The 13,492-nt window shown below is 65.7% G+C and carries 13 protein-coding genes; 8 read left to right on the top strand and 5 right to left on the bottom strand.

Annotated features, from left to right (window positions below; genetic code table 11):
- The first annotated feature begins 1 nt into the window (after position 1).
- The 8 genes from ACZ2IA_RS08725 to ACZ2IA_RS08690 all read left to right on the top strand — a co-directional run bounded on the left by ACZ2IA_RS08725 (position 2) and on the right by ACZ2IA_RS08690 (position 8,023).
- Positions 2–616 (top strand): response regulator, encoded by a 615-nt coding sequence (locus tag ACZ2IA_RS08725; protein WP_470292186.1) that lies wholly within the window; start codon positions 2–4, stop codon positions 614–616.
- A gap of 172 nt (positions 617–788) precedes the next feature.
- Positions 789–1,241: a GNAT family N-acetyltransferase gene (locus ACZ2IA_RS08720; protein ID WP_470292185.1), complete on the top strand. Its 453-nt coding sequence runs from the start codon at positions 789–791 to the stop codon at positions 1,239–1,241.
- 349 nt (positions 1,242–1,590) lie between these two features.
- On the top strand, positions 1,591–2,703 hold the full coding sequence (locus tag ACZ2IA_RS08715) for an ABC transporter ATP-binding protein (RefSeq protein ID WP_470292184.1): 1,113 nt from the start codon (positions 1,591–1,593) through the stop codon (positions 2,701–2,703).
- A gap of 37 nt (positions 2,704–2,740) precedes the next feature.
- Complete coding sequence (locus ACZ2IA_RS08710) at positions 2,741–3,775, top strand: ABC transporter substrate-binding protein (RefSeq protein WP_470292183.1); 1,035 nt, start codon at positions 2,741–2,743, stop codon at positions 3,773–3,775.
- 58 nt (positions 3,776–3,833) lie between these two features.
- The gene (locus ACZ2IA_RS08705) at positions 3,834–5,099 is read left to right on the top strand and encodes an ABC transporter permease (RefSeq protein WP_470292182.1); all 1,266 of its coding nucleotides are present in this window, start codon (positions 3,834–3,836) and stop codon (positions 5,097–5,099) included.
- 15 nt (positions 5,100–5,114) lie between these two features.
- Positions 5,115–5,945 carry an ABC transporter permease gene (locus tag ACZ2IA_RS08700; RefSeq protein WP_470292181.1) on the top strand — a complete coding sequence of 277 codons (831 nt, stop codon included), beginning with the start codon at positions 5,115–5,117 and terminating at the stop codon, positions 5,943–5,945.
- 166 nt (positions 5,946–6,111) lie between these two features.
- Positions 6,112–6,534 (top strand): pyridoxamine 5'-phosphate oxidase family protein, encoded by a 423-nt coding sequence (locus tag ACZ2IA_RS08695; protein WP_470292180.1) that lies wholly within the window; start codon positions 6,112–6,114, stop codon positions 6,532–6,534.
- 148 nt (positions 6,535–6,682) lie between these two features.
- Complete coding sequence (locus ACZ2IA_RS08690; protein WP_470292179.1) at positions 6,683–8,023, top strand: nicotinate phosphoribosyltransferase; 1,341 nt, start codon at positions 6,683–6,685, stop codon at positions 8,021–8,023.
- 195 nt (positions 8,024–8,218) lie between these two features.
- On the opposite strand, the gene bluB is transcribed toward ACZ2IA_RS08690, so the two are convergent.
- The 5 genes from bluB to cobJ are packed head-to-tail and all read right to left on the bottom strand — an operon-like array spanning position 8,219 to position 13,468.
- On the bottom strand, positions 8,219–8,887 hold the full coding sequence (gene bluB / locus ACZ2IA_RS08685; protein WP_470292178.1) for a 5,6-dimethylbenzimidazole synthase: 669 nt from the start codon (positions 8,885–8,887) through the stop codon (positions 8,219–8,221).
- A complete protein-coding gene (locus ACZ2IA_RS08680; RefSeq protein ID WP_470292177.1) occupies positions 8,884–10,188 on the bottom strand; it encodes a cobyrinic acid a,c-diamide synthase CobB in 1,305 nt (434 codons plus the stop codon). The genes bluB and ACZ2IA_RS08680 overlap by 4 nt, the downstream gene beginning before the upstream one ends.
- A 3-nt stretch (positions 10,189–10,191) precedes the next feature.
- Positions 10,192–10,794, bottom strand: a complete 603-nt coding sequence (cobO, locus tag ACZ2IA_RS08675; protein ID WP_470292176.1) for a cob(I)yrinic acid a,c-diamide adenosyltransferase — start codon at positions 10,792–10,794, stop codon at positions 10,192–10,194.
- Between the two features lie 14 nt (positions 10,795–10,808).
- On the bottom strand, positions 10,809–11,927 hold the full coding sequence (locus ACZ2IA_RS08670; RefSeq protein ID WP_470292175.1) for a CobW family GTP-binding protein: 1,119 nt from the start codon (positions 11,925–11,927) through the stop codon (positions 10,809–10,811).
- Positions 11,924–13,468: a precorrin-3B C(17)-methyltransferase gene (gene cobJ, locus ACZ2IA_RS08665; RefSeq protein WP_470292174.1), complete on the bottom strand. Its 1,545-nt coding sequence runs from the start codon at positions 13,466–13,468 to the stop codon at positions 11,924–11,926. Before cobJ ends, ACZ2IA_RS08670 begins: the two co-directional genes overlap by 4 nt.
- Between the last annotated feature and the right edge of the window lie 24 nt (positions 13,469–13,492).

Here is a 13,492-nt window from a genome sequence, read left to right as displayed (position 1 = left end):
GGTGGCAGAGGACCATACGATCGTGCGCGAGGGGATCAAGCAGCTGATCGGGCTCGCCGACGATCTGACCGTAGTCGGGGAAGCGAACAACGGCAGCTGCGTGTTCGACGTGTTGCGGCGCACCGAGTGCGAGGTGCTGCTGCTGGATATTTCGATGCCAGGTCTGAGTGGGCTGGAGGTGATCCCGCGCATCCGCAGCCTGGCCACGCCGCCCGCTATCCTGGTGCTGTCGATGCACGACGAGGCGCAGATGGCGGCGCGTGCGCTCAAAGCGGGAGCGGCGGGTTATGCCACCAAGGATAGCGACCCGGCGCTGTTGCTGACCGCGATCCGCAAGGTCGCCGCGGGCGGACGCTACATCGACCCGCAACTGGCCGACCGGATGGTGTTCGAGGTGGGCCTGAGCGACTCGCGTCCGCCGCATGCCCTGCTGTCCGAGCGCGAGTTCCAGGTGTTCGAACGGCTGGTGCACGGGGCCAACGTCAACGAGATCGCGCAGCAGCTGGTGATCAGCGCCAAGACGGTCAGCACCCACAAGGTGCGGCTGATGCAGAAGCTGGGGGCGCATTCGGTGGCGGAACTGGTGAAGTATGCGATCGAGAACCAGTTGATGTAGTTTTTGGCCACGGAAGCACACGGAAAAACATCGACATCCGATATGACCAGGCCGCTCGTCAAAGTGAGTCAGCTCGGCAGCCTGGTTTTCTTTCTGTGTTTTTCTGTGGATTCTGTGGATTTTGTGACGAAAAGGTTTTAAGAGGTTTTTCCAAGGCCAACAAGGAGCATCCATGCAAAGAGCCGAGATCGCGATCCGCCCCGTCGAAGCCGACCACTACGATGTCTGGCACCAGTTGTGGCGTGGCTACCAACATTTTTATGAGGTCGATATCCCCGAGCAAACCTCGGCAACAACCTGGCGACGGCTGCTCGATCCGGCCGAGCCGGTGCACGGCGCGCTGGCCTGGCAAGGCGAGCAGGCGGTCGGGCTGGTGCACTGGATTTACCACCGCACCACCTGGTCCGATGGCGATGATTGCTATCTGCAGGATTTGTTCGTGAAGCCTGAGGTGCGCGGCGGTGGAACGGGGCGCCGGTTGATCGAGCATGTGTACGAGGTAGCCGGGCAGGCCGGCTGCGCTTCGGTGCATTGGCTCACGCACGAAACCAACAGCACGGCCCAGCAGCTGTACAACCGCATCGCCGAGCGCTCCGGTTTTATCCAGTACTGCCAGCCCTTGTAAGCCGATACCGACCCCCCGCAGCCAGACAGCTGTGGTTGGGGGCGCTGAAGCCGTCCAGAAAGACCGAAAGCCCTGACTTTACACAGTTCAGAGCTCCCGGGTTTCTCCCCCAGACAAAGTCCCTCGGGAAGAAGCAATTCATTTATAGCCCCTTGGTGGTCATGTCAAGAATAAGAATGATCCGTATTTCTTTAGTGCACTAAGACAGCAACAGCCCCAAGGGTCGTGTAGGGATTTTCCTACAGACAACGACCTGATTCCCCGACAACAAAATCCGCCGCCCGCCGATGGGCGAGCGCGATGGCGATGCCTACTATGCCTGTCATGCAGCGTTAACACAGGTGTCGCCATGTCTGAGTCCCCCGCCCACGATGTACTGGTTAGCTTCCGTAACGTCCAGAAGAGTTACGACGGTGTAAACCTGATCGTCAAAGACCTGAACCTGGATATTCGCAAGGGCGAATTCCTGACCCTGCTCGGGCCGTCCGGCTCCGGCAAGACCACCAGCCTGATGATGCTGGCCGGTTTCGAGACCCCGACCGCCGGGGTGATCGAGCTGGCCGGCCGTTCGCTTAACAACGTGCCGCCGCACAAGCGCAACATCGGCATGGTGTTCCAGAACTACGCGCTGTTTCCGCACATGACCGTGGCCGAGAACCTGGCGTTTCCGCTGTCGGTGCGCGGCATGAGCAAGACCGACGTGCAGGACCGGGTCAAGCGCGTGCTCGCCATGGTGCAGCTCGACAAGTTCGCCAGCCGCTACCCCGGCCAGATGTCCGGCGGCCAGCAGCAGCGGGTGGCGCTGGCGCGGGCCTTGGTGTTCGAGCCGCAGCTGGTGCTGATGGACGAGCCGCTCGGCGCGCTCGACAAGCAGCTGCGCGAGCACATGCAGATGGAGATCAAGCACCTGCACCAGCGCCTCGGCGTGACCGTGGTGTACGTGACGCACGACCAGGGCGAGGCGCTGACGATGTCGAACCGGGTGGCGGTGTTCCACCAGGGCGAGATCCAGCAGATCGACGCGCCCTCGGTGCTGTACGAGAACCCGAAGAACACCTTCGTCGCCAACTTCATCGGCGAGAACAATCGCTTGTCCGGCAAGCTGGTTCGCCAGGACGGCGAGCGCTGCGTGGTGCAGCTCGAGCGCGGTGAACAGGTGACGGCGTTGGCGGTCAACGTCGGCGCGCCGGGCAGCCCGGTATCGCTGTCGGTGCGGCCGGAGCGCGTCAGCCTCAACGGCCACAGCGAGCACTGCGACAACCGCTTCTCGGGGCGCGTGCAGGAATTCATCTATCTGGGCGACCACGTCCGGGTGCGGATGGAGGTGTGCGGTAAGACCGATTTCTTCGTCAAACAGCCGATTGCCGAACTGGACCACAAACTCTCGGTGGGTGATGTCGTCCCGCTGGGGTGGCAGGTAGAACACGTGCGTGCGCTCGACCCGCTCGAACACGCCGAATAAGAGCAAGCAGCACCATCACACAAAGGAGAAACAGAGAATGTCGACAAGCGTGAAACTGGCCGTTATGGCCGTGGGTCTGGCTTTCGTGGGACAGGCGATGGCCAAGGACCTGACCGTCATCTCGTTCGGCGGCGCCAACAAGGCGGCGCAGGTGAAGGCCTATTACGATCCGTTCAAGAAAGCCTCGGGCATCAATGTGGTGGGCGGCGAGTACAACGGCGAGATGGCCAAGGTGAAGGCGATGGTCGACACCAAGAGCGTGTCGTGGGACGTGCTCGAGGTCGAGTCGCCGGAGCTGGCGCGCGGCTGTGACGAGGGCCTGTTCGAGAAGCTCGACTACAGCAAGATCGGCAACAAGGCCGACTTCGTTCCCGGCGCGGTGCAGCAATGTGGCATCGGCATCTTCGTCTGGTCGACGACGCTGGCGTACAACGCCGACAAGCTCAAGACCGCGCCGCGCAGCTGGGCCGACTTCTGGGACGTGAAGAAATTCCCGGGCAAGCGCGGCATGCGCAAGGGCGCCAAGTACACGCTGGAGATCGCGCTGATGGCCGACGGCGTGGCACCGAAGGACGTGTACAAGGTGCTGGCCACCCCGGCCGGCGTCGATCGCGCGTTCAAGAAGCTCGACCAGCTCAAGCCGAGCATCCAGTGGTGGGAAGCCGGTGCACAGCCGCCGCAGTACCTCGCCTCGGGCGACGTGGTGATGAGCTCGGCGTACAACGGCCGCATCGCCGCGGCCCAGAAGGAGGGCAAGAACCTGAAGGTGGTCTGGAACGGCGGCATGTACGACTTCGACTCGTGGGCGATTCCGAAGGGCGCACAGAACAAGGACGCCGCGTACAAGTTCATCGCCTTCGCCAGCAAGCCGGAGAACCAGAAGGTCTACTCGCAGAACATCGCCTACGGCCCGTCCAACAAGCTGGCGGTGCCGCTGATCGACAAGAAGGAGTTGGCCGAACTGCCGACCGCGCCGCAGAACATGAAGGACTCGGTGAAGGTGGACGTGGGCTTCTGGGCCGATTACGGCGAGAGCCTGGAGCAGCGCTTCAACGCCTGGGCGTCAAAGTAAGTCGTCAATCGATCGAAGCCGCCCCTGACCGGGCGGCTTCTTCACCGGAGTCCGATGCATGATGGCCCCTTCCGCCCCCCTGACGGGCCCGTCCCTCACCACGCAGGACGGTGTTCCGCTCAAGACCAAGCTCATGCGCGCCGAGCGCATGAACAAGATGAAGTCGCTGGCGCTGGTGCTGCCGTTGGCGCTGTTCCTGTTGCTGACCTTCATCGTGCCGATCGGCTCCCTGCTGCTAAGAAGCGTCGACAACCCCGAAGTGGTGCACTCGATGCCGCGCACGATCAAGGCGATCGCGGCGTGGGACGGCAAGTCGCTGCCGCCCGAGCCGGTGTACCGCGCGGTCAGCGCCGACCTGATCCAGGCGCGCGACGACCAGACCCTCGGCGACCTGGGCAAGCGGCTCAATATGGAGGTGGCCGGCTATCGCAGCCTGCTCGGCAAGACCGCGCGCGCGCTGCCGCTCGATCCGGCGCCCGCCTCGTACAAGGACGCGCTGGTGAAGCTGGACGAGCGCTGGGGCGATCCGGCCTACTGGCAGGTGATCCGGCGCAATTCCGGTGCTCATACCCCGTACTATCTGCTCGCCGCGCTCGACCACCGCATCGACGATCTGGGGGAAATCGCCAAGGCGACGCCGGACCAGGCGATCTATCTGGACGTGTTCGCGCGCACCTTCTGGATGAGCCTGGTGGTGACGGTGATATGCCTGCTGCTCGCCTATCCGCTCGCCTACTTGCTGGCCAAGCTGCCGACCCGGCAGAGCAACCTCTTGATGATCCTGGTGCTGTTGCCGTTCTGGACCTCGGTGCTGGTGCGGGTGGCCGCCTGGATCGTGCTGTTGCAGTCCGGCGGCCTGATCAACGGCGCGCTGATGGCGCTCGGCATCACCGATCACCCGCTGCAGCTGGTGTTCAACCGCGTCGGCGTCTACATCGCGATGGTGCACATCCTGATGCCGTTCATGATCCTGCCGATCTACAGCGTGATGAAGGGCATCTCGCCGACCTATCTGCGCGCCGCGGTGTCGCTCGGCTGCCATCCGTTCGCCAGCTTCTGGCGGGTGTATTTCCCGCAGACCGTCGCCGGGGTGGGGGCGGGCTGCCTCCTGGTGTTCATCCTGTCGATCGGCTACTACATCACGCCGGCGCTGCTCGGCAGCCCGAACGACCAGATGGTCAGCTACTTCGTCGCCTTCTACACCAACACCACGATCAACTGGGGCATGGCCACCGCGCTAGGCGGGCTGCTGTTGGCGGCGACGCTGGTGCTCTACATGGTGTACAACCGGCTGGTCGGCGCGGGCCGGCTGCGCCTCGGTTAAGCAGGAGAATCGACAATGCGTAACCCCTATATGTCCCCGATCGAGCGTGCCTGGTTCTACCTGCACCGGCTGTTGAGCGGGCTGACGCTGCTGTTCCTGGTGCTGCCGGTGCTGGTGATCATCCCGCTGTCGTTCAACGAGAGCTCGTTCCTGGTCTATCCGTTGACTGGCTTCTCGATGCGCTGGTACCAGGACTTCTTCGGCTCGGCCGAATGGATGCGCTCGCTCAAGAACAGCCTGATCGTCGCACCGTCGGCGACCGTGCTGGCGATGGTGTTCGGCACGCTGGCGTCGATCGGCCTGACCCGCGCCGAATTCCGCGGCAAGGCGCTGTTGATGAGCCTGTTGATCTCGCCGATGGTGGTGCCGGTGGTGATCGTCGGCGTGGCCGGCTACCTGTTCTTCGCACCGCTCGGCATGGACGCGAGCTATATCACGCTGATCCTGATGCACGCCGCGCTGGGGGTGCCGTTCGTGGTGATCACCGTCACCGCCACGCTGCAGGGATTCAACCACAACCTGGTGCGCGCCGCCGCCAGCCTGGGCGCCTCGCCGCTCACCAGCTTCTTCAAGGTGACGCTGCCGCTGATCGCCCCGGGCGTGATCTCCGGCGCGTTGTTCGCGTTCGGGACTTCATTTGATGAAGTGGTGGTGACCATCTTCATCGCCGGGCCGGAGCAGGCCACCCTGCCGCGGGCGATGTTCAGCGGCATCCGTGAGAACCTGAGCCCGACCATCGCCGCCGCGGCTACCTTGCTGATCGGTTTCTCGGTGGTGATGCTGCTGACGCTGGAATGGCTGCGCGGCCGCGCTGAACGGCTGCGGACCGAGCCGACCGGCGCCTGACCGTCGGCCAGCCCCTGCATGCCGCCCGGCAGCTCTGCCGGGCGGCATGCATTTTGTGCTTACTGGAAAAGACAGCACAACATATTGAATTTTCGGCAGTTTTAAACTGATTTATGCCGCTGCGCCGTATACCATGAGTGGGTAGTGTGCTTGAGGAGGTGGTCCCATGACCAAGCAAGACCTCTACGAATTCATCGACCGGCACGACCACGCCGTGCTGGCGTCCGTGTCGCCGTCCAACACCCCGGAAGCCGCGCTGGTGGGCATCGCCGTCACGCCCGAGCTGGAACTGGTCTTCGACACCGGCAAGAGCTCGCGCAAATACCCGAATATCCGCGAGAATTCCCACCTGGCCTTCGTGATCGGCTGGGAGAACGAGACCACCGTGCAGTACGAGGGCGAGGCTCGGGAGCCGTCCGACGAGGAGATCGGGCGCTACAAGGAGGTGTACTTCGCCAAGTTTCCGGGCGGGCGCGAGCGGGAAGGCTTGGCGGACACGGCCTATTTCGTCGTCAAACCCAAATGGATACGCTATAGCGACTTTACCCACGATCCGGAACGGATCGTCGAGCTGAAGCTGGGGAAGTAGAGGACGATGCGATGGTCCCCGCACGCAATCAAAATCTGCAGCACGTCGTATGGCCTCCGTCCGGTCAGCGCTCGTTTGCTGTTCAGGATGGACCGTGCGTGGCTGAACGTGACGGCGCGCGAGCTGCGATGGTGGCGGAGCTGTCCGGATGAACGAGCTCAAGAGCGCGCTGGTGACCGACCTGTACCAGCTCACCATGCTGCAGGCGTATTTCGAAGAGGGCATGCACGAGCCAGCGGTGTTCGAATTCTATGTGCGCGAACTGCCACCCAAGCGCAACTTCCTGCTGTTTGCCGGGCTCGATCCGGTGCTCGACTTCCTGGAGGGGCTGCGGGTGAGCGAGGACGAGCTTGCCTGGCTCGCCACGCTGGGTCGCTTCAAACCCGCCTTCCTCGACTGGCTCGGCGCGCTGCGTTTCACTGGCGAAGTAACGGCGATGGCGGAGGGTACGCCGTTCTTTCCCGACGAACCGGTACTGCGCGTCACCGCGCCGATCGGCGAGGCGCAGCTGGTGGAAAGCCGCATCATCAACCTGCTGCATTACCAGATCCTGGTCGCGTCCAAGGCCGCGCGCTGCGTGCTGGCTGCGCCGGACAAGCAACTAATCGACTTCGGCCTGCGCCGGGCGCATGGCGCGGAGGCCGGCTTGCTGGCGGCGCGCGCCTGTTATCTGGCCGGCTTCGACGGTACCGCCACGGTGCTCGCCGGCCAGCGCTACGGCATTCCGCTGGTCGGTACCATGGCGCATTCCTACGTGCTGGCGCACGCGCGCGAGGCGGACGCGTTCGAGCGTTTCGCCCACAGTCTGCCCGGTAGCGTGGTGCTGCTGATCGATACCTACGACACCGTAGTAGGCGCCCGTACGGTCGCCCGCTTGGTGCCGCGTCTGGCGGAGCGGGGGATTACGGTGAAGGCGGTGCGGCTCGACAGCGGCGATCTCGCGCAGCAAGCGCGGGAGGTGCGGGAAATTTTCGATGCGGCCGGCTGCCACGCGGTCGGCATCTTCTGCAGCGGCAGTCTCGACGAATACGAACTGGAGCGCCTGCTGGCCGCCGGTGCGCCGATCGACGGCTTCGGGGTCGGTACCCGGCTCGATACCTCGGCCGATGCGCCCTATCTCGATTGCGTCTACAAGCTGCAGGCCTACGCCGGCCGGCCGCGGCGCAAGCGTTCATCGGGCAAGGCGAACTGGCCGGGCGCGAAGCAGGTGTTCCGGCGCCTGGATGAGGCGGGCAGGGCGGCGGGCGACCTGGTCGCGCTGGAGGGTGAGGCGCAGCCCGGTACGCCGCTGCTTGCACCGGTGATGCGCGGCGGCCGGCGGCTGGCCGTCCCGCGGCCACTTGCCGAGCTGCGCGAGGCGACGCGCGTGGCACTGGCGAGCCTGCCGGTCGCGCTGTTGGCGCTGGCGCCGGGCGGGCAGCCCTATCTGGTGGAAATCTCGGAAGAGCTGCAGCGCCTAGCGGTCGAGCTCGACCACCAGGTACATTGACCCGTACTTTTCTTGCCGGGCATCGGTGGTGGCAGGCCCGATTTCTCCGTTAAGAGCCGCTAACAAACCCCTCCCGGCGTTGTTGCCCTGCCTTGCCGTACTACTTGTATTGTCTGCGGCAGGGCGACGAGCAGGATCGCTTCGCTGGGTTTTGTTAGCGGCTCTAAACAGCCGATGGCCGAATGAGCGCTGCGCTTAATCGTTGCGAGCGGGGTCGGGCGACGGGTCATCCCGCCAGTGATTCTCGAACAGCATCGTTTCCAATGGCCGCCGGCTGGCCCACCCATCCTGTTCCAGCATCGGTTTCTCGTAGAAGGCGTCGACATGACCGAGGCAGAGCACGGCCACCGGTTTGGCGCCGGGGGGCAGCCGCAACAGCTGCCCCAGTTGCTCGGGGTCGAATAGCGACACCCAGCCCATGCCGATGCCCTCGGCCCGGGCGGCGAGCCAGAGGTTCTGGATCGCGCAGGCGACCGAGGCGAGGTCCATTTCCGGCAGGGTACGTCGGCCGAAGATATGTCGCTCGCGCCCGTCCATCAGCGCCGCGACCAGCACCTCGCCGCAGTCCAGAATCCCCTCCACCTTGAGCCGCATGAATTCGTCCTGCCGTTCGCCGAGCGCCACGGCGGTGCGCCGGCGTTCTTCGTCGACTAGCGCGTGTATGCGCGTTCTCAATTCCGCGTCGGCGATGCGGATGAAGCGCCACGGCTGCATGAAGCCGACGCTGGGCGCCAGGTGCGCCGCGTGCAGCAGCCGCTCCAGCAGCGTAGGGTCGATCGGGTCGGGGCGGAAGTGGCGCATGTCGCGGCGTTCGCGGATGACGCGGTAGACGGCGGCGATGTCGGTGTCGCTATAACGGTTCATTGTTTAAACAGCCCGGCGGCGGCAATGGGGTTGGACGGGAAATACAAATGTAGATAGCTCGCCACGATGCTGCCGTGTCGATAGATCGCCTCTCCCGGTGCGGCGGCGCTGGCGCGCTTGGCGTGCGCGCTCGGCACGAGCGGCGTTTGCAGGCTCGAGTAGTGGAAGGTGTGGCCGCGCAGCTCGCCGCCGGGCAGGTCGGCCGACTGCAGTCCCAGCCCGGCCAGCCGACTGTGCAGCGTGGTGGTGCCGGGCAGCAGCCCGGTCATGGCACCGCAGTGGCCGGCGCTATCGGTCAGCGTATCGCTCAGATAGAGCATGCCGCCGCATTCGGCGTACAGCGGTTTGCCGGCCACGACGTGGGCGCGCAGCGCGGCTTTGACGCGAAGGTTGGCCGAAAGCCGATCCAAGTGCAGCTCCGGATAGCCGCCCGGCAGGTAGACCGCGTCGGCCGGCGGCAGCGCGTCGTCGGCCAGCGGCGAGAAGAACGCGAGCTCCGCCCCGAGCGCCGCGAGCAGCTCCAGATTGGCCGGGTAGATGAATGAGAACGCCGCGTCGCGCGCGATGGCGATGCGCACACCGGCCAAGAGCGGCGCTACCGGTTCGGGCATGGCCGGCTGGAAGGCGACCTGGGGCGGCAGCGCAGTCAGCCCGGTGTCGGCGATCTGCGTTGCGGCGCTCTGCAGGCGTCGTTCGAGATCGTCGATTTCCTGCGCCTGCACCAGGCCCAGGTGACGCTCCGGCAGCGTCATTTCGCTGTTGCGCGCCACCTGGCCGAGGCAGCGGATAGGCGGCGGCAGCGCTTGGAGCAGCATCTCGCCGTGCCGCGCGCTGGCGACCTGGTTGGCCAGCACGCCGTAAAACGGCAGGCTTGGGCGGAAGCTCGCCAGCCCGTGCGCGATCGCGGCGAAGGTCTGCGCCATGCCGGTGGCGTCGATCAGCGCCAGCACCGGCACGCCGAACGCTTCGGCCAGATCGGCACTCGACGGCGTGCCGTCGAACAGTCCCATGCTGCCCTCGATCAGGATCAGGTCGGCGTCGCCGGCCGCGTCGTACAGCCTCTGCCGGCAGTCCGCCTCGCCGGTCATCCACAGGTCGAGCGAGTACACCGGGTTGCCGGATGCGCGCTCCAGAATATAGGGGTCGAGGAAGTCCGGACCGGTCTTGAATACCCGAACGACGCGGCCCTGGTCGCGGTGGTAGCGCGCCAGGCCGGCGGTCAGCGTGGTCTTGCCCTGGTGCGAGGCCGGTGCGGAGAGGAACAGCGCCGGGCAGTGGCGAGGCTTCGGTTTGCTTGGCATGGCTTAGTATTCGACTCCCTGCTGCGCCTTGATGCCCTGCTCGCGGTACGGATGCTTGACCAGGCGCATCTCGGTAACGAGGTCGGCCGCCTCGATCAGCGCTTCGGGCGCATGGCGGCCGGTGACGACCACGTGCAGGTCGGCCGGGCGCGCGGCGAACACGGCGAGCACCTCGGCCAGCGGCAGGTAGTCGTACTTGAGCACGATATTGAGCTCGTCGAGGATCACCATGTCGTAGTCGCCGCTTTCTATCATGCGGCAGGCCTCGTCCCAGCCGCGGCGCGCGGTGGCGATGTCGGCGTCGCGGTCCTGCGTGTTCCAGGTGTAGCCGTCGCCCATGGTGAGAAAGTCGCAGTTGTCGAAGCCGCCCAAGAGGTCGCGCTCGGCGGTGTGTAGCGCGCCCTTGATGAACTGCACCACGCCCAGGCGCATGCCGTGGCCGACCACGCGCAGCCCCATGCCGAAGGCGGCGCTGCTCTTGCCCTTGCCGGTGCCGGTATTGACGATCAGCAGGCCTTTTTCCTTGGTGGCGGCGGCCTTCTTCTTCTCGAAGCCCGTCTTGCGCCGTTCGGTCATGCGCTGGTGGGAGGTCGGGTCGGTTTTCATGATGGATTCCTTGGTTAGCGCCAGGTGGTGCCGGTGAGCTCGCACAACTGCTCGACGATGCGCGGGCGGCTCGGGTGATAGCCGATGAAGACCAGCTGCGCCTGCCGTGCCGGCGCGGCCTCGGGCTCGTGGCGCAGCTCGATGCGGCTGCGCACTCCCTGGATCGACAAGCGGCCGCTGCCATCGAGCGGTGCGGCAAAACCCTTGATGCGCAACAGCGGCTCATGGCGGGCGATGGCGGCGATGGCCTGCTGCAAGGTGGTGGCGTCCTGCGCCTCCTTGCTGCGGATCATGAACGACTGCCAGCCCGGGTCCTGCTCGTGAAAATGCTTGTGGGTGGTCAGGCCATGGCTGTGCGCGCCCAGACCGCCGTGGCTGTGGCCGTCGAGCAGGCCCTGATTGGCGAGCGGCCGCATCGCCAGCCCCGGCAGGCTCGCGACCGGGCCGTAGTGGCGGTGCCCGGTGTTGGCCGGCTCGTGCAGGTGCAGGCCCAGCGTCAGCCGGGTGTCGAGCTTGGCTTCGTAGGCGAGCTCGATGAAGCGGATCGACGGCGCCAGCTCGCGCACGCGGGCTTCGGCGTCGAGCAGCGCGTCCTCATCCATCGCGTCGATCTTGTTCAGTACCACGATGTCGGCGTTGGCGAGCTGTTGCTCGAATAGCCCGGCGATTGAGGCATCGGCTGCCGCGCGTTCGCCTGGAAAAGGTTGGCCGAATCCCCCGCTCAGCAGCAGCGGGGTGTCGACCACCGCCAGCGTGGCGTCGAGCACGAAGCAGGGCGCCAGCGCCTCGCCCTGCAGCTGTTCCATCACCGCGCTGGGCAAGGCCAGGCCCGAGGTCTCGATCAGCACGTGATCGATCAGGCCGCGGCGCTGCCATAAGGCCTGCATGGTTGGCAGAAAGTCTTCGTCGTCGTCGTAGGCGACCAGTCCGTTGGACAGGTCGTGGATCTCGGCCACGCCGTGGCCGCGCTCGCCGCGCAGCAGCGCGCCGTCGATCGATACCTCGCCGAACTCGTTGACCAGGATCGCCAGCCGGCGCTGCTTGCTGTCACGAATCAGGTTGGACAGCAGCGTAGTCTTGCCTGCACCGAGAAAGCCGGTGACGACGGTGACCGGGATGCGCGGTGCACTCATGCCGGCTGTTCCTGATCCAGTGTGGCCAGCACGCCGGCGAAATCGTCGGCGACGGCAGGGTAGTCGACATGGGGGCGGTCGACCACGATCAGCGGGATGCCGAGCGCGGCCGCGGCCGCCGCCTTCGCGCGGTAGCCACCGGCGTCGCCCGAGTCCTTGGTCACCACGCAGTCGATGCCCCAGTCGCGCCACAGCGTTTCGTTGGCTGCCTGCGAGAACGGGCCTTGCATCGCGACGAGGTTGGCGCGCGGCACGCCGGCGTCGATGGCGCGCTGCAGGTGCTGTGGATCGGGGGCCAGGCGCACGAACCACTGGCGCTGATCGGCGCAGTCGGCCTTGACGAAGCTCACCAGGTCCTTGCTGCCGGTGGCGAGGAAGATGCGTTGGCCGAGGCGCATCGCCAGTTGCGCGGCGTCTTCCATCGTCGCCGCGTGCTCGGCCGGGGGCTCGTCGGCGGCGCCGGGGCGTTCGTAGCGCAGGTACGGCAGCGCGAGTTCCTTGCTCAACTCGATCAGCTGCTGCGACATCTCGGTGGCGTAGGGGTGGGTGGCGTCGACGATGGCGCGGGCGCGGCTTTGCGTCAGCAGCTCGCGGCGGCGCTCGATGCCGAGCCGGCCCGCCACGGCGGTGACGCCCGGGCAGTGCTGCTCGACCAGCTCGGCGCCGTAGTCGGTGGCGCTCGACACGATGACCGGCTTGCCGGTGGCGGCGATCTCGCGCGCCAGCGCATTGCCGTCGCTGGTGCCGGAGAATACCCACACCGCATCCTGCGGCAGCGCGTCGGCCTTGACGGTGTCGGGCGTGTCGTCCCAGTTGCCGTAGCCGCGCGGCGAGAAGATCCAGTTGCGCTTGCGCTTGGTGAAGCGGTTGCCGATCACGATCGAGGTCAGCATGTTGAAGCGGCGGGTGCGCAGTTCGGCCAAGGTCACCACCTCGACCGTCTGGCCCTCGCGGTAGGCGTTGTGCACGATGCCGCACAGCGTCTCGGGGCGCTTGTGCTCGAGCATGATGTCGAGGATGCGGTACACGCCTTCCTGGCGCTGCTTGCTCTGCACGTTGTAGAAGACGGCGGCGAGGTCGGCTTCGGCGATGTGGCGCGCGCGCTTCTCGATCCATTCCCACGGGCAGAGCAGGTCGGACAGGCTCAAGGTGGCGAAGTCGTGCGACAGCGGTGCGCCCAGTAGCGAGGCGCAGGCGTTGGCCGAGGTGATGCCGGGGATCAGTTGTACGTCGAAGGTGTCGGTTTCGAGCATGTCCTCGAACGCCAGTGTGGCCATCGCGTAGATGCCGATGTCGCCGCTGGAGATCAGCGCCACGGTCTTGCCGGCGCGGGCCTGTTCCAGCGCCAGCTGGGCGCGGTCGCGCTCCTGCGTCAGCGGCAGGGTGCGGATGTCCTTGCCGGCGATCCACGGCTGGATCCAGGTCAGATACAGCTCGTAGGACACGATCACTTCGCTCGCGGCGAGGGCGTTCTTCACCATCGGCGGGATCAGTTCGCTGGTGCCCGGGCCGACGGAGACCAGGTAGAGTTTGCCGTTCATCAATGCTTTCCGTATGTCTGTTCG

This window comes from Crenobacter sp. CS_VA4, assembly GCF_055597485.1.
Note: the sequence above shows the minus strand (reverse complement) of the source record. Positions and strands in the feature narration are given on the sequence as shown.